The sequence below is a fragment of the Microbacterium sp. LMI1x-1-1.1 genome (assembly GCF_040676205.1).
In the GTDB taxonomy this organism is placed as follows: domain Bacteria; phylum Actinomycetota; class Actinomycetes; order Actinomycetales; family Microbacteriaceae; genus Microbacterium; species Microbacterium aquilitoris.
This window is the reverse complement of sequence record NZ_JBEGHM010000001.1, coordinates 166,838-181,751: the sequence shown is the minus strand read 5'-3', so window position 1 is coordinate 181,751 and position 14,914 is coordinate 166,838. Positions and strand designations below refer to the sequence as shown.

Sequence of the window (14,914 nt, the reverse complement as noted above, 5' to 3'; positions counted from 1 at the left end):
GTCAGCGCGAGAGCGATGCGCCGTTGGTGCGGATCACCTCGGCGTACCAGTCGAACGACGCCTTCTTGTAGCGATCGAGCGATCCCGATCCGTCGTCGTTGCGGTCGACGTAGATGAATCCGTAGCGCTTGCTGAGCTGCGCGGTCGACGCCGAGACGAGGTCGATGCAGCCCCACGTCGTGTAGCCCATGAGATCCACGCCGTCGGCGATCGCCTCGCCGACGGCTTCGAGGTGCGCCTGCAGGTAGGCGATGCGGTAGTCGTCCTGGACGGTCTTCACACCGTCGACCTCGACCAGCTGGTCCTTCGCACCGAGGCCGTTCTCGACGATGAACAGCGGCTTCTGCCAGCGGTCCCAGAACTGGTTGAGCACGAGGCGAAGGCCCACGGGGTCGATCTGCCAGCCCCACTCCGACTCCTTGAGCGTCGGGTTCTTGACGCCGCCGAAGAGGTTGCCTTCGCCCATGACGCGCTTCGACTCGTCGGTGGTCTCGCAGATCGAGGAGTAGTAGCTGAACGACACGAAGTCGACGGTGTTCTCCTTGAGGAGCGTCCGGTCCTCGTCGGTGATGGTCAGCTCGACGCCCTGTTCGCGCAGGCTCCGCAGGTAGTAGCCCGGGTACTCGCCGCGCACGTGGATGTCGCCGAAGGCGAGGTTGACGCGCTCGGTCGTGAGGGCGGCGAAGACATCGTCGGGGTTCGGCGTCAGCGGGTAGACCGGCATGGACAGCACCATGCACCCGACCTGCGCGTTCGGCGCCAGCTCTCGGGCGGCCTTCGTCGCCAGGGCGGATGCCACGAGCTCGTGGTGGATCGCCTGGTACAGGTCCGAGGGGGACAGCTCGTCCTTGGGGGTGTTGATCCCGCCCGACATGAACGGCGCGTGGACGATCGAGTTGATCTCGTTGAAGGTCAGCCAGTACTTCACGCGCGCGCCGTAGCGCGAGAAGAGGGTCCGCACGTAGCGCTCGTAGAACCCGATCATGTCGCGGTTCACCCAGCCGTCGTAGGTCTCGGCGAGGTGCAGCGGCGTCTCGTAGTGAGAGATGGTCACGAGCGGCTCGATGCCGTGGCGCTCGAGCTCGTCTAGGACGCGGTCGTAGAAGGCGAGGCCGGCTTCGTTGGGCTCCGTCTCGTCACCCTTCGGGAAGATGCGGCTCCAGGCGATCGAGAACCGGAAGGTCTTGAACCCCATCTCGGCGAAGAGCGCGATGTCCTCGGCGTAGCGGTGGTAGAAGTCGATGCCGACCTGCTTGAGGTTGTCGTCCGTCGGGCCGTCGGTCCGGGGGGTCATGATGCCCTGCGGCATCACGTCCTGGATCGAGAGTCCCTTGCCGTCTTCGAGGTATGCGCCCTCGAGCTGGTTCGCGGCGGTCGCGCCGCCCCAGAGGAAGCCGTCGGGGAACGAGATGGTGCTCATGAGTCGCTTTCGTGTCGTGTCGTGTGTCTTCGAGGGGGAGGGTGGATGCCGGGCGCCCCCGCTTCGGGTGCGGGCGGCACCCGGCATCCGGATCGGGTCAGGCCGTGACGGCAGCGGACTCGACCGAGACCGCCGTGAACAGCGGCTCGCCGTGCGCGACGGGGCCCGAGGCGAGGTCCGTGATCGCCGGGTAGAGCTCGCCGTTGGTGACGACGACCGGGGTGGTCAGGTCGTACCCGGCCTTCTCGATCGCGTCGCCGTCGAACTCGAGGAGCAGATCGCCGGCCTTCACCTGCTGGCCGGTGGTGACCTTCACATCGAAGTGCTGTCCGGCGAGCTTGACGGTGTCGATGCCGATGTGGATCAGCACCTCGGCGCCGTCGGCGTGACGCAGACCGATCGCGTGACCGGTCGGGAAGGCCGCGGCGACCGTCGCATCGAACGGCGCGTACAGGGCGCCGCTGCGGGGGAGGATCGCGACGCCGTCGCCGAGCGCACCCTCCGCGAACGCGGCATCCGGCGTCTCGGACAGGTCGACGACCGTCCCGTCGAGCGGGCTGAGGACGACGAGGTCGTTCTCCGCCGAGGCCGGCGCGGGGGCGGCATCCTCGGCCGGCTCGACGAAGCCGACGATCGCGGTGAGCAGGAACGGGACGACGATCGCGACGCCGAGGCCGATGATGAGCATGATCATGTTGCCGTTGCCGAAAAGCGCCGGGAGGGCGAGACCGGAGGGGACGACGAACGCCTTCGCGAAGACGCCGCCGATGCCGATGATCGCGCCACCGATCGCGCCGCCGACGATACCGAAGGCGAACGGGCGCTTGAGCGGCAGGTTGATGCCGTAGATCGCGGGCTCGGTGATCCCGGCGAGGAAGCCTGACAGCGTCGCGGGCGCGGCCAGCGACTTGAGGTTCTTGTTGCGGGCGCGCACCCAGACGCCGGCGACGGCGGCTGCTTGCGCGAGGACGGCGGCGAACACGGGCCCGACGAGCAGGATCTGCCCCGTCGTCTGGAACTCGAGGGTGAACAGCGGGACGAGGCCCCAGTGCAGACCGAAGATCACGAAGACCTGCCAGAGGCCGCCCATGATCGCGCCGCCCGCCCACGGGGCGTTGTCGAAGACCCAGCCGATGCCCTTGCCGAGGCCGCCGCCGAGGAGGTCCGAGATCGGGCCGATGACGACGAACACGAGCGGGACAGCGAACAGAACCACGATCATCGGGGTCATGAAGCGCTTCACGGCGCCCGGCAGGACGCGGTAGAGGAATTTCTCGGCGTGGCTCTGCAGCCACACGACCACGATGATCGGGATGACGCTCGAGACGTAGCTGACCATCGTGAACGGGATGCCGAAGAAGGTGAGACCCGGCTGGCCCACGAGGCCCGCCATCGTCGGGTAGACGAGGGCTCCGGCGATGGCCAGCGAGGTCCACTCGTTCGCCTTGAAGTACCGCGCGGCGGTGATCGACAGCGCGATCGGCAGGAAGTTGATGAACGCGTCCGACAGGGCGTTGAGGACGGCGTAGGTGGTCGTGTCCGTCGTGATCCAGTTGAAGGTCACCGCCGCGGCCAGGAACGCCTTCAGCAGACCGGTTCCGGCGAGCGCCCAGAGGACGGGGGTGAAGATCGACGAGATCATCGAGATGAAGCGGTTGAACAGATTGCCCTTCGGGGCATCGTTCGCGGCGCCGTCGGAAGAGGCTGCACCGAGCTTCGAGATCTTGCCGATCTCGGCGAAGACGTCGGGGACGTCGTTGCCGATGACGACCTGGTACTGGCCACCGGCCTGAGCCACCGTCACGACACCGGGCGTCGCCTTCACGGCGGCGGTGTCGGCCTTCGACTCGTCTTTCAGCACGAAACGCAGCCGGGTCGCGCAGTGCACGAGCGAACTGACGTTCTCTTCTCCGCCGACGCCCTGGAGGACTCCGGCCGCGGTCTTCGAGTAGTCCATGGGGACACGCTCTTCCTTGCCGCATCGGCGCGGCAGTCTCGGGTGGGGCACGCGTCGGGTCCGTTTCCGGGCAACAAAAAAACCTGAACTCGTTCATCGCTCGAAAGCGATGTGAGTTCAGGTTTTGCCTGCTGCCGCAGTAACAATCCGTCGCGTGCAGGGCTGCATCGCCCTGCGGAACGTCACGTTAGCATGCGCCCGCATGAAAGCGCCAGGGGTTCAGTCCTCGGCGGTCCCCGTGGCTGCGGCGCCGACCTGGGAGGCCAGGCGCTCGACGTGGACGATCACGTAGAGCAGTTCCTCATCCGTCAGCTCTGACTCGGTCGCCGCCATGACGTAGGCCTTGACCTCCTGGGCGATGGCGAACGAGCGCGGGTAGCTGTGCTTCGCGAACTCGAAGAACGAGCTGTCGCCGCTGCGGAGCATCGTGCGCGACACGAGGCGCTGCAGCAGGAACTGGATGTGCAGGACGAACCGCGCGTAGTCGGGGCTGTCGACGTCCAGCGAGACGCCGAGGCCGTTCTCGACCGTCATCACGACGTGCTGCACGCGCCGGAACAGCAGTGCCGCCGTGCCGTTGGGTTCGTCGCGGGTCGCGTTGAGGACGTGCATCGTGAGGAAGACGGCTTCCTCCGCAGGCAGCTCCGTGTCAAGGGCAGCCGAGATCGACTCGGCCATTGCCTTGGCGGCTGCGAACTCCGCGGGGTGCAGGACCCGCAGCTCCGGCATGTTCGCCACCGGGATGCGGATGCCCTTCGCGAGCCGCTCGAGCACGAACTGCACGTGATCGATGACGGCGATCGTCAGCGGGCGGCCGAGCTGGTGACCGAGCGATCGTTCGGCCTGGTCGACGGCCCGCGAGACCGCTTCGATGATCGCGTAAGGGGTGTCGGTGAGCATGCGGCGCTCGCGCTCGCCGTCCTCCCCGGTGTCGAGGATGAAGGTCTTCTCGACCTTGGCGGGGTCGAGGGTGTCGGACGGCTTCAGCTGGAACCCCAGGCCGCGGCCCATGAGCACCCGCTCCCGACCCTGCTCGTCGAGGGAGATCACGACGTTGTTGTTGAGCACCTTGTGCGCAACCGTTCCGCGACGCTGCGGAGCCCCATCCGTCATGCCCCGAGTCTACGGTCGCCCGGCGTCCATCCAGCCCGTCCCCGGTAGCCTGGAACCCATGACCGAGTCCCCCTCCGCGCGCCCTGAGGGCATGTCCGCCGTGCGCACGACGACACCCAAGCAGGTGCGGCCCACGACCGAGGGGTGGACGCAGGCGAAGGATGCCGAGGGTCGCCCGCTCCTGCAGTTCGCGAGCCCCAAGCGCGGCAAGCCGCCGGTGCACCTCGCCGACCTCGATCACGCCGCGCGCGTCGAGAAGCTGACCGAGCTCGGGATGCCGGGCTTCCGCGCCGGTCAGCTCGAGAAGCACTACTTCCAGCACTACACGTCGGACCCCGCCCACATGACCGACCTCCCGGCGGGCAACCGCGAGGAGCTGGTCGGCGGCCTCCTGCCGAACCTCATGACCGAGGTGCGCCGCCTCGAGACCGACGGCGGCGACACGATCAAGTTCCTGTGGCGCCTGCACGACGGCGCCCTCGTCGAGTCGGTGCTCATGCGCTACACCGGCCGCATCACGCTGTGCGTGTCGAGCCAGGCCGGCTGCGGCATGAACTGCCCGTTCTGTGCCACCGGCCAGGCCGGGCTCACGCGCAACATGTCGGCGGCCGAGATCGTCGACCAGGTCGTCCGTGCCAACCGGCTCATCGCCGACGGCGGCCTCGGCGACCCCCGCAAGGTGGGACACAAGGACGAGCGCGTCACGAACATCGTCTTCATGGGGATGGGTGAACCCCTCGCCAACTACGCCCGCGTCATGCAGGCCGTCCGCACGATGGTCGACAAGAAGCACGGCCTCGGCATGAGCGCCCGAGGCATCACGATCTCGACCGTCGGCCTCGTCCCCGCGATCCGCAAGCTGAGCGCCGAGGAGATTCCGGTCACCTTCGCGCTGTCGCTGCACGCGCCCGACGATCTGCTGCGCGACGAGCTCATCCCGGTGAACTCGCGGTGGAAGGTCGACGAGGCCCTCGACGCTGCGCGCGAGTACTTCGAGAAGACCGGCCGACGCGTCTCGATCGAGTACGCGCTCATCAAGGACATGAACGATCACGCCTGGCGCGCCGACCTCCTCGCCGAGAAGCTCAACCAGCGCGGCCGCGGCTGGGTGCACGTGAACCCCATCCCGCTCAACCCGACGCCCGGATCGATCTGGACCTCGTCGGACGTCGACGTGCAGAACGAGTTCGTCCGGCGCCTCAACGAGGCCGGCATCCCGACGACCCTCCGCGACACCCGCGGCAAGGAGATCGACGGCGCGTGCGGCCAGCTCGTGGCGACCGAGGACGACCAGGTAGCCGCGGCAGCATCCGTCTGAGCCCGGTCACTCCGTCACGCCGGTGGCGACGGTACCTTCCGTCACGCCGGCGGCGTGAAGGCGATCGTCGGCCGACCGTCGTCGACCGTGACACGGCACCGGACGCCGTAGACCTCCTCGATGAGTCCGTCCGTGAGGACCTCGGCCGGAGGGCCGGCCGTGACGGCGCGGCCGGCGGCCAGGACGAGCACCTCGTCGCAGAACATCGCCGCGAGGTTGAGGTCGTGGAGGGCCACGACGACGGTGACGGGGAGGGTCCGCACGAGGCTCAGCAGCTCGAGCTGATGGCGGATGTCGAGGTGGTTGGTCGGCTCGTCGAGTAGGAGCTCGCGGGGTTCCTGCGCGAGGGCGCGGGCGATCTGCGTGCGCTGCTGCTCGCCGCCCGAGAGGGTGTGCCAGCGGGCATCGGCCTTCGCCGTCAGGCCCGCTTGCGCGAGGGCGGCGTCAACGACCTCATCGTCGCGGGCGCGATCCGGCCCCCAGAGCGAGGCGTGCGGTGTGCGGCCGAGGCGGACGACGTCGCGGACCGTGAGGTCGACCTCGGTCGTCGCGTGCTGCGTGACCGCGGCGACGGTCCGCGCCACCTCGCGACGTCCGCGGTGGCGGATGTCGGAACCGTCGAGCAGGACCCGGCCCGCGTCGGGTCTCGCGATGCCCTGCAGCAGGCGCAGGAGCGACGACTTGCCCGACCCGTTGGGGCCGAGGAGGCCGACGACGGATCCGGGCTTCGGTATGAGCGAGACGTCGTCGACGACGAGGGCGCCACCGCGGCGCCACGACACGTGCTCGGCGACGAGACTCATGCGCGCCTCCGACGTCGGACGAGGAGGGCGACGAAGACCGGCACACCGATCAGCGCGGTGCCGACACCTACGGGGAGCGGTGTCGGCGCGAACGCGACGCGGGACACGGCATCCACCCCGATCATGAACACCATGCCGAGACCGATCGTCACGGGGATCACGCGGGCGTGACGGGAGCCCACGATCAGGCGTGCGGCGTGGGGCAGGACCAGCCCGACGAACCCGATCGCGCCGGCGACGCTGACGAGGGTTGCGGCGATCAGCGCCGTCAGGACGAGGAGCAGCATCCGGGTGCGCGCGACATGGATGCCGAGGGATGCCGCGACGTCGTCGCCGAACGCGAAGGCGTCGAGTGGGCGCACCGAGGCGACCGCGACGACCGAGCCGATGAGGACGACGACGGCGCAGAGGACGACGTCGTCCCAGCGGACGCCCTCGAGCGAGCCGAGGAGCCAGAACATCACGCCGCGCGTCTCGTCGGAGTCGGCGAAGGCGAACACGGCGAGTGAGGTGAGCGCGGAGAAGAACTGCGTCGCCGCGATGCCCGCCAGGATGAACGATGCGGTGCCCCCGCCCGTGAAGCGCGACACGACGAGGACGAGCCCGAACGCCACGAGTGCGCCGAGGAACGCGCCGCCCGAGAGGGTGAGGATGCCGCCGCCGATCCCGAACACGCCGAACAGGACCGCGCCGGTCGAGGCGCCGGAGGAGACGCCGAGGACGAACGGGTCGGCGAGGGGGTTTCGCAGCAACGACTGCAGGATGATGCCGCAGAGGCCGAGTCCGGCACCGCACGCGGCGGCCACGAGCGCCCTCGGCAGACGCTCCTGCCAGACGATCGCATCGGCCGCGACGCGCACCGGGATGTCGGTGACGCCGAGGTGATTGGTGATGACGTCGCGGACGTTCACGAGCGACACGTTCGCGGGGCCGAGCGTCAGTGCGACGGCGATCGTCAGGACGACGAGGCCGACCGACAGCGCCGTGGCGACGATCGCGAGCGGGATGCGGCGGGCCCGGCGATGAGGCAGCGCCGCGGTGGCGGTCAGCGCCCCGCCTCGTTCTCGTCCCACCAGGCGCGGATCTTCTCGAGCCCGTCGACGAAGCGGATCGAGGGGTTCATCTCGGCGCCGTGCAGGGCGATGAAGCGGGTGTTCTTCACGGCGTCGAGCGAGCGGGTGACGGGGTCGCTCTCGAGGAAGGCGACCTTGTCGTCGAGTCGGTCACCGGGGAAGCGGTCGCGCTGCAGGTCGCCGAGGACGATCACGTCGGGCGCGGCGTCGACGACGGCCTCCCAGGAGGTGGCCGGCCAGTCGTCGGTCTCGGCGGGGAACGCGGGAGTCATGCCGGTCTCGCGCGCGAGGATCGCCGGGGCGCCGCTGCCGCCCGCGACGTAGGGCGTGCGGGTGTCGGCGAACCAGAACAGCACCTTCTCGCCGCCGAAGTCGACGCCCTCGACGGCTGCCGCGGCGCGCTTCTTCAGTGAGGCGATGAGCGCGTCGCCGCGGGACGGGACGTCGAAGATCTCGGCGAGCTCACTGATCTCGCGGTAGAGGTCGTCGACGGTCAGTGGGGCGGTGCGCGTCCCGCCGCCGTTGACGCTCCGGTCGTCGGAGCAGTCGGTGGGCGAGAGGTACGAGCCGATGCCGGTTTCATCCAACCGATCGCGCGTGACGACGCCGCCCTCGGCGTAGTGGCGCCCGAACGACGCCGTCACGAAGTCCGGATCGGTGCCGAGGACGACCTCGTAGGTCGGGGCGTTGTCCGCGAGGCGCGGGACGTCCTCGTTCGCCTCGGCGAGCGATGGGAGCACGGGGTCCGTCCACGACGCGGTGCCGACGATGCGGTCGGCGAGGCCGAGCGACAGGAGGATCTCGGTCGAGTTCTGATCGAGCGACACGACGCGCTGCGGCGCCGCATCCACCTCGACCGTCCGCCCGCAGTTCTCGATCGTGAGCGGGTAGTCGGTCGATTCCTCGCCGGAGGAGGCGGCCTTCTGCGCCACGACCTCGGAGGCCCCGCAGCCCGAGAGGGCGAGGGCGGCGACGGTCAGGGTGGCGAGCAGAGCGGAACGGCGGGGGAAGGGCATCGATGGTCTCTCGTCGGGGGCCGGGGACGTCGATGGTCGATCGTAGCAAGGTAAGCCTTACCTTCCCGAATCGCCTCGCTCGGCACCGGGTGCCTCGACGCCGTCCGCCGCGTTTGGCGAGACTCTGTCAAGGGGCGAATCCGGACGAGGCCCGGGAGTAGCGTCGGTGACATGGTCAACTATCGATTCCTGGGCAACAGCGGCCTCAAGATCACCGAACTCACCTACGGCAACTGGCTCACCCATGGGTCCCAGGTCGAGAACGACGCGGCGATCGCGACGGTCCACAAGGCCCTCGACCTCGGCATCAGCTCGTTCGACACCGCCGACGCATACGCCAACACGGCGGCCGAGTCTGTCCTCGCCGAGGCACTCAAGGGTCAGCGCCGCGAGTCCCTCGAGATCTTCACGAAGGTCTACTGGCCGACCGGCCCCAAGGGTCCGAACGATCACGGGCTGTCGCGCAAGCACCTGCTCGAGGGCATCAACGGCTCGCTGAAGCGGCTGAACACCGACTACGTCGACCTCTACCAGGCGCACCGCTACGACTACGAGACCCCGCTCGAGGAGACGATGCAGGCCTTCGCCGACATCGTCCGCCAGGGCAAGGCGCTCTACATCGGCGTCAGCGAGTGGACCGCTGAGCAGCTCCGCGCCGGACACGCTCTGTCGAAGGAACTGGGCTTCCAGCTCGTATCGAACCAGCCGCAGTACTCCGCACTGTGGCGCGTCATCGAGGGCAAGGTCGTCCCGACCTCCGAGGAGCTCGGCATCTCGCAGATCGTCTGGTCGCCGCTGGCGCAGGGCGTCCTCACCGGGAAGTACAAGCCGGGTCAGCCGCTCCCCGAGGGGTCGCGCGCGACCGACGAGAAGGGCGGATCCGACATGATCAAGCGCTTCATGAAGGACGAGACCCTCTCCGCCGTGCAGAAGCTGCAGCCGATCGCCGAGGGTGCGGGCATCACGATGCCGCAGCTCGCCCTCGCGTGGGTGCTGCACAACCCGAACATCGCCGCGGCGATCATCGGGGCGTCGCGTCCCGAGCAGCTCGAGGACACCGTGAAGGCCTCGGGCATCGAGCTCGACGACGACACGTACGCCGCCATCAACGATGCGCTCGCGCCGGCAGCGGTCACCGACCCGGAGGAGACGTACTCGGTCTCACCGAAGTCCCGCCTGATCTGACGCGCGTCGCCCGTCCGTGGCCACGCACAGCGCCGGCATCCTGCTCTACCGTCTCGACGGTGAGGGCGGGGTGTCGGCGTTCGTCGCTCACATGGGCGGGCCGTACTGGGCGAACAAGGACGAGGGTGCCTGGTCGATCCCGAAGGGCGAGCTCGAGGACGGCGAGGATGCGCTGGATGCCGCGAAGCGGGAGTTCCACGAAGAGCTCGGCGTCCTGCCGCCCGAGGCCGACTACGCCGAGCTCGGCACGTTCGCGTACTCGTCGGGCAAGCGGGTGACGGTCTTCGTCGCCGACGGCGCCGGCTTCGAGGCGGACGCGTTCGTGTTCGGCGAGTTCGAGATGGAGTGGCCGCCGCGATCGGGCCGGACGGCATCGTTCCCGGAGGTCGATCGCGCCGAGTGGATGCCGCTGGCCCGGGCCCGTGAACGCGTCGTGAAGGGGCAGCGGCCCGCACTCGATCGGCTGGTGGAGCTGCTGGCTCAGGCCCGCTGAGTCAGCGCTTCTTCTTGGGCGCCTCGGACACGTCGAGCTTCTCGTGCTTGCCGCCGAGCGACGACCACGCGGATTCCTTGCCGGATGCCGCGTGTTCCGCCCCGCGCACGGCGCGCTCGTCGGCCCACTCGTTGAGGACGTGACCCCGGTGGCCGCGGACATGCTCGAGTACGACGTCGGGAAGGCCTGCCGCGCGGCGGGCGTCACGAGCCACGATCAGCTGCTCGAGAAGGTCGACGTTCTTGGTCGGCGCACCGGTGGAGGTCTTCCAGCCGCGGCGTCGGTGACCGTCCATCCACCTCTCGTAGGTGTCGATCGCGTACTTCGAGTCCGCCTGGACCACGAGCTCGCTGACATCCGCGTGATCCTCGATCGCCTTCAGGAGACCGAGCAATTCGCCGACGTTGTTGGTGCCCTGGATGACCGAGCCCGCGGCCCAGTGGCCGTCCTCGCCGACCCAGGCCCACCCCGTCGGTCCGGGGTTGCCCTTGCAGGCGCCGTCGGTGGCCACGACATAGCGGGAGGTTTCGGTCACCGGTCCACGGTACCCGTGCGCGGCACGGAGGCCGCGCACAGGCCCCGGGTCACGGGCGCAGCAGGACCTTGCCGACGCGGCCGGCGGTCAGGCTCGCACGGGCGGCGTCGCGCGCCTGCTCGAGCGGGAAGGTCGCCGAGACCGGGAGGGTCAGGACGCCGGACGAGAGGTGCTGGGCGAGCTCGCCGAAGAGCTGGCCGCGCTTGGCGGCATCCATCTGGGTGCTGACCTTGCTGCCCCAGAAGCCCTTGATCGTGATGTGACGGAAGATGACCGGGCCCGAGGCGAGCTCCATGACCGGGGCATCCATCGCGCCGAAGACGACGAGGGTGGCGTTCTCGCCGAGGAGCGAGAGGACATGGCCGCTCGACTCGCCGCCGACGGAGTCGACGCCGGCGATGATCGAGGCGCCGCCGGTGATCTCGGCGACCTTGTCGCGCCAGTCGTCGGTGTCGACGGCGACGATGCGGTCGATACCCTGATCGGCGAGCTCGGCGACGGCGGCGCTGCGGCGGACGAGGCCGACGACGTTCAGGCCGCGGGCGCGACCCATCTGAGCGACCATGCGGCCGACGGCGCCGTTGGCGGCGTTCTGGACGATCCAGTCGCCGGGCTTGAGGTCGAGGAAGTCGATGAGGCTGATCGCGCTGAACGGCATGGAGACCAGCTGCGCGGCCTGCTCGTCGGGAAGGCCCTCGGGCACGGGGATGAGGCCTGCGGCGCGGGCGACGAACTGCTCGGCCCAGACGCCGAAGGTGCCGCCGGTGGCGACACGCTGACCGACCTGCAGGTTCTCGACGCCCTCGCCGAGCTCTTCGACGACACCGACGGCCTCGGTGCCGGAGCGGGCGGGGAGTTCCGGCTTGAAGCCGTAGGTGCCGCGGATGGTCCACAGGTCGTGGTTGTGGATGGGGGAGGCGAGGAGGCGGACGCGGACCTCACCGGCGCCGGGCGTCGGGTCGGGGGTCTCCGTCGTCTCCAGGACGTCGGCCGGTTCGCCGAAAACGGGGTGGGTGACTGCGCGCATGTTTTCTCCAAGCGTCATTGTGTAACGATCGGTACAATATACTACGAGTGACCGAGAGGATCCACCATGGGCCGCACCAGCGCATTCGACCGCGACGACGTCATCCGCGCCGCGCGCGACGTCTTCTGGGCGCGCGGCTACGCCGAGACCGGCATCGGGGAGCTCGAGCAAGCGACCGGTCTGAAGCGCTCGAGCCTCTACCACGCCTTCGGCAGCAAGAAGGGGCTCTTCGAAGCCGTCGTAGCGCGGTACCTCGATGAGGTCGTGCGCTCGCGCATCGGTCGCCTACATCAGGCGGATGCCGGTCCCGAGGCGCTCGAGCGGTACATCGCCGAGATGCGCGCTGCGATCGCCAGCGGCACCCCCCGGGCGCAGGCGGGATGCCTGCTGCTCAACGCCGCGTGCGCACCCGTCGTCGACGACGATCCGGACGTGCGTGCGCTCGTCACGGGGTACACGGATGAGCTCCGATCCGCGATCGCTGCGGGCGTCGACTCCGCGCGACCCGAGATCTCCGCAGGGTCGCGAGCGGCGCTGGCGGAGGTCTGCGCATCGCTCGTCATCGCGGCGCTTGCCGTCGCGAGGGTGGATCCGGATGCCGCGGACCGCAGCCTCGAGGCCGTGCTGACGGCCGTCGCCTCATGGGATGCCGGTGCCGTGTCCGTGTATACATAACTTCCCGATTCAGGCTCGCCCGCCCCCGGAGGGTCGCCTTGTGCATACACTGAGGCCATGACCGATGCCCCCGCGCGTTTCGCCGGCGTGCGCGCGTACGAGACGCTGCTGGCCGAGATCCAGGACGGCACGCTGCGCCCCGGCGCCGTGCTGGGCGAGGTCGAGCAGGCTGCGCGGCTCGGGGTGAGCCGGACCCCGCTGCGTGAGGCGCTCCGCCGTCTGGCCGCCGATGGGCTCGTCGAGCAGGCATCGCCGCGGGTCACCGTCGTCACCGGCATCGACGTCGACGACATCCGCGCGCTCTTCGACGTCCGCCGCGCGCTCGAGGAGACGGCGGCGCGGTTGGCCTCGCGTGCGCCGGACCGCTCGATCTTCGCTGCGCTCGCCGCGGACTTCGCCGCCGTCGACGCCGGCGATGGGCCCGTCTCCGATGCCGACGCGTACTACGCGCTCATCGCGCGATTCGATGCGGAGCTCGACGCGGCCGTCGGCAACGACTACCTGACGTCCGCGTTGCGCACCGTCCGCACGCATCTCGTACGCGTCCGGCGTCTCGCCCGCGACAAGCCCGAACGACTCGCGGCATCCGTCTCGGAGCACCGTCTCATCGCGAGCGCGATCGCGTCAGGCGATGCCGACCTCGCCGCGCACGCGACGCACGTGCACCTGCACAACGCCCTGACCTCGATACTCGACTCCCTGTCCGACACCCCGGAGGAAACGACATGACCGTCACCCACCACGTCCGCGTCTACCGCAGCGACGAGCCGCTTCCCCGCGAGGAGCAGCTCGCCTACAAGATCGCCCAGGTCGCCGTCGACCCGGTCGCGGTCGAGTCCGACGTCATCGACATGATCATGAACCGGATCATCGACAACGCGGCGGTGGCCGCGGCATCCCTCACCCGTCGACCCGTCAGCGCGGCCCGTTCGCAGGCGCTGTCGCACCCGGTGTCGACCGGCGGCCACGGCGGAACGGTCTTCGGCGTCGACAACGAGACCCGCACGAGCCCCGAGTGGGCGGCGTGGGCGAACGGCGTCGCCGTGCGTGAACTCGACTACCACGACACCTTCCTCGCGGCGGAGTACTCGCACCCGGGCGACAACATCCCCGCGATCCTGGCCGTCGCGCAGCACGTCGGCGCCGACGGCGCCGCGCTCGTCCGCGGCCTCGCCACCGGATACGAGATCCAGGTCGACCTCGTCCGAGCGATCAGCCTGCACAAGCACAAGATCGACCACGTCGCACACCTCGGCCCCTCCGCGGCCGCGGGCATCGGCACACTCCTCGGCCTCGACGTCGACACGATCTACCAGGCCGTCGGCCAGGCTCTCCACACCACGACCGCGACGCGTCAGTCGCGCAAGGGCGAGATCTCCACGTGGAAGGCGCACGCCCCCGCCTTCGCCGGCAAGACGGCGGTCGAGGCCGTCGACCGTGCGATGCGCGGCGAGACCTCGCCGTCCCCCATCTACGAGGGGGAGGACGGCGTCATCGCGTGGCTCCTCGACGGCAAGGACGCCGCGTACGACGTGCCGCTCCCGGCAGCCGGCGAGCCGAAGCGCGGCATCCTCGACACCTACACGAAGGAGCACTCGGCCGAGTATCAGGCGCAGGCGTGGATCGACCTGGCCCGCAAGCTCGGCACCGAGCGTCCCGAGCTCCGCGACCCGGCGAACATCGCCTCGATCGTGCTGCACACGAGCCACCACACGCACTACGTGATCGGCTCGGGCGCCGGCGACCCGCAGAAGTACGACCCGACGGCATCCCGCGAAACCCTCGACCACTCGATCCCGTACATCTTCGCGGTCGCGCTGCAGGACGGCGGGTGGCACCACGTCGACTCGTACGCGCCCGCGCGCGCCGGTCGGCCCGACACGGTCGAGCTCTGGCACAAGGTGACGACGGCCGAGGATGCCGAGTGGACGCGCCGCTACCACTCGGAGGACCCCGACGAGAAGGCGTTCGGCGGTCGGGTCGAGATCACGCTGACCGACGGCTCGACCGTCGTGGACGAGATCGCCGTCGCGGATGCACATCCCCTCGGAGCCCGCCCGTTCGCCCGCGCGGACTACGTGCGCAAGTTCCGGCTGCTGGCGGAGCCCGTGCTCGAGCCCGCCGAGATCGACCGGTTCCTCGCGCTGGTGGAGCGCCTGCCCGAGCTGACGGCCGACGAGGTGCGGCAGCTCGACATCGTTGTGGCGCCGGGCGTGCTCGAAGCGGCGCCGGCCCCGAAGGGGCTGTTCTGATGACCGGGCTGATGGGTCGAGCGTTCGGTATTCAGTCTCTGCGCTCG

Annotated in this window: 14 protein-coding genes; 6 read left to right on the top strand and 8 right to left on the bottom strand. The window is 69.5% G+C overall.

Going from position 1 to position 14,914, the window contains the following annotated elements:
* Window position 1: 1 nt before the first annotated feature.
* The 3 genes from MRBLMI1x_RS00835 to MRBLMI1x_RS00825 form a co-directional block, all read right to left on the bottom strand.
* Window positions 2-1,420 (bottom strand): glycoside hydrolase family 1 protein, encoded by a 1,419-nt coding sequence (locus MRBLMI1x_RS00835; RefSeq protein WP_363454997.1) that lies wholly within the window; start codon window positions 1,418-1,420, stop codon window positions 2-4.
* A 97-nt stretch (window positions 1,421-1,517) separates the two neighbouring features.
* Window positions 1,518-3,377 carry a beta-glucoside-specific PTS transporter subunit IIABC gene (locus tag MRBLMI1x_RS00830; RefSeq protein WP_363454994.1) on the bottom strand — a complete coding sequence of 620 codons (1,860 nt, stop codon included), beginning with the start codon at window positions 3,375-3,377 and terminating at the stop codon, window positions 1,518-1,520.
* Between the two features lie 219 nt (window positions 3,378-3,596).
* Window positions 3,597-4,490 (bottom strand): PRD domain-containing protein, encoded by an 894-nt coding sequence (locus tag MRBLMI1x_RS00825; RefSeq protein ID WP_020098595.1) that lies wholly within the window; start codon window positions 4,488-4,490, stop codon window positions 3,597-3,599.
* A gap of 58 nt (window positions 4,491-4,548) precedes the next feature.
* Between MRBLMI1x_RS00825 and rlmN the strand changes: the two genes are divergently transcribed.
* Complete coding sequence (gene rlmN / locus MRBLMI1x_RS00820; RefSeq protein WP_414685561.1) at window positions 4,549-5,808, top strand: 23S rRNA (adenine(2503)-C(2))-methyltransferase RlmN; 1,260 nt, start codon at window positions 4,549-4,551, stop codon at window positions 5,806-5,808.
* Between the two features lie 41 nt (window positions 5,809-5,849).
* On the opposite strand, the gene MRBLMI1x_RS00815 is transcribed toward rlmN, so the two are convergent.
* From MRBLMI1x_RS00815 to MRBLMI1x_RS00805, 3 genes are read right to left on the bottom strand one after another with little or no spacing between them, the layout of a single operon-like run.
* The gene (locus MRBLMI1x_RS00815; protein WP_363454990.1) at window positions 5,850-6,611 is read right to left on the bottom strand and encodes an ABC transporter ATP-binding protein; all 762 of its coding nucleotides are present in this window, start codon (window positions 6,609-6,611) and stop codon (window positions 5,850-5,852) included.
* Complete coding sequence (locus tag MRBLMI1x_RS00810) at window positions 6,608-7,684, bottom strand: FecCD family ABC transporter permease (protein ID WP_363454987.1); 1,077 nt, start codon at window positions 7,682-7,684, stop codon at window positions 6,608-6,610. Before MRBLMI1x_RS00810 ends, MRBLMI1x_RS00815 begins: the two co-directional genes overlap by 4 nt.
* Entirely contained in the window at window positions 7,657-8,700 is a 1,044-nt protein-coding gene (locus MRBLMI1x_RS00805; protein ID WP_363454984.1) for an ABC transporter substrate-binding protein, read from the bottom strand. Before MRBLMI1x_RS00805 ends, MRBLMI1x_RS00810 begins: the two co-directional genes overlap by 28 nt.
* 171 nt (window positions 8,701-8,871) lie before the next feature.
* Between MRBLMI1x_RS00805 and MRBLMI1x_RS00800 the strand changes: the two genes are divergently transcribed.
* Together MRBLMI1x_RS00800 and MRBLMI1x_RS00795 are read left to right on the top strand one after the other, a co-directional pair.
* Window positions 8,872-9,885 carry an aldo/keto reductase family protein gene (locus MRBLMI1x_RS00800; protein WP_018187440.1) on the top strand — a complete coding sequence of 338 codons (1,014 nt, stop codon included), beginning with the start codon at window positions 8,872-8,874 and terminating at the stop codon, window positions 9,883-9,885.
* A gap of 16 nt (window positions 9,886-9,901) precedes the next feature.
* Entirely contained in the window at window positions 9,902-10,378 is a 477-nt protein-coding gene (locus tag MRBLMI1x_RS00795) for an NUDIX domain-containing protein (protein ID WP_363454981.1), read from the top strand.
* Between the two features lies 1 nt (window position 10,379).
* Here the strand turns inward: MRBLMI1x_RS00795 and MRBLMI1x_RS00790 are convergent, their stop codons facing one another.
* Window positions 10,380-10,913, bottom strand: a complete 534-nt coding sequence (locus MRBLMI1x_RS00790; RefSeq protein ID WP_018187438.1) for a ribonuclease H family protein — start codon at window positions 10,911-10,913, stop codon at window positions 10,380-10,382.
* 49 nt (window positions 10,914-10,962) lie between these two features.
* On the bottom strand, window positions 10,963-11,940 hold the full coding sequence (locus tag MRBLMI1x_RS00785) for a zinc-binding dehydrogenase (protein WP_311857974.1): 978 nt from the start codon (window positions 11,938-11,940) through the stop codon (window positions 10,963-10,965).
* Between the two features lie 66 nt (window positions 11,941-12,006).
* Here MRBLMI1x_RS00785 and MRBLMI1x_RS00780 point away from each other — a divergent pair, with 66 nt between their 5' ends.
* Genes MRBLMI1x_RS00780 through MRBLMI1x_RS00770 form a run of 3 tightly spaced genes read left to right on the top strand, consistent with a single transcriptional unit; the run spans window position 12,007 to window position 14,867 of the window.
* Window positions 12,007-12,615 carry a TetR/AcrR family transcriptional regulator gene (locus MRBLMI1x_RS00780; RefSeq protein ID WP_018187436.1) on the top strand — a complete coding sequence of 203 codons (609 nt, stop codon included), beginning with the start codon at window positions 12,007-12,009 and terminating at the stop codon, window positions 12,613-12,615.
* A 57-nt stretch (window positions 12,616-12,672) separates the two neighbouring features.
* Complete coding sequence (locus MRBLMI1x_RS00775; RefSeq protein WP_363454976.1) at window positions 12,673-13,344, top strand: GntR family transcriptional regulator; 672 nt, start codon at window positions 12,673-12,675, stop codon at window positions 13,342-13,344.
* Window positions 13,341-14,867, top strand: a complete 1,527-nt coding sequence (locus MRBLMI1x_RS00770) for an MmgE/PrpD family protein (RefSeq protein ID WP_363454973.1) — start codon at window positions 13,341-13,343, stop codon at window positions 14,865-14,867. The genes MRBLMI1x_RS00775 and MRBLMI1x_RS00770 overlap by 4 nt, the downstream gene beginning before the upstream one ends.
* The last annotated feature ends 47 nt before the right edge of the window (window positions 14,868-14,914 follow it).

Coding starts and splice junctions, on each gene's coding strand:
- MRBLMI1x_RS00835 (WP_363454997.1), bottom strand. CDS start 1,420: ATGAGCACCATCTCGTTCCCCGACGGCTTCCTCTGGGGCGGCGCGACC.
- MRBLMI1x_RS00830 (WP_363454994.1), bottom strand. CDS start 3,377: ATGGACTACTCGAAGACCGCGGCCGGAGTCCTCCAGGGCGTCGGCGGA.
- MRBLMI1x_RS00825 (WP_020098595.1), bottom strand. CDS start 4,490: ATGACGGATGGGGCTCCGCAGCGTCGCGGAACGGTTGCGCACAAGGTG.
- rlmN (WP_414685561.1), top strand. CDS start 4,549: ATGACCGAGTCCCCCTCCGCGCGCCCTGAGGGCATGTCCGCCGTGCGC.
- MRBLMI1x_RS00815 (WP_363454990.1), bottom strand. CDS start 6,611: ATGAGTCTCGTCGCCGAGCACGTGTCGTGGCGCCGCGGTGGCGCCCTC.
- MRBLMI1x_RS00805 (WP_363454984.1), bottom strand. CDS start 8,700: ATGCCCTTCCCCCGCCGTTCCGCTCTGCTCGCCACCCTGACCGTCGCC.
- MRBLMI1x_RS00800 (WP_018187440.1), top strand. CDS start 8,872: ATGGTCAACTATCGATTCCTGGGCAACAGCGGCCTCAAGATCACCGAA.
- MRBLMI1x_RS00785 (WP_311857974.1), bottom strand. CDS start 11,940: ATGCGCGCAGTCACCCACCCCGTTTTCGGCGAACCGGCCGACGTCCTG.
- MRBLMI1x_RS00780 (WP_018187436.1), top strand. CDS start 12,007: ATGGGCCGCACCAGCGCATTCGACCGCGACGACGTCATCCGCGCCGCG.
- MRBLMI1x_RS00775 (WP_363454976.1), top strand. CDS start 12,673: ATGACCGATGCCCCCGCGCGTTTCGCCGGCGTGCGCGCGTACGAGACG.
- MRBLMI1x_RS00770 (WP_363454973.1), top strand. CDS start 13,341: ATGACCGTCACCCACCACGTCCGCGTCTACCGCAGCGACGAGCCGCTT.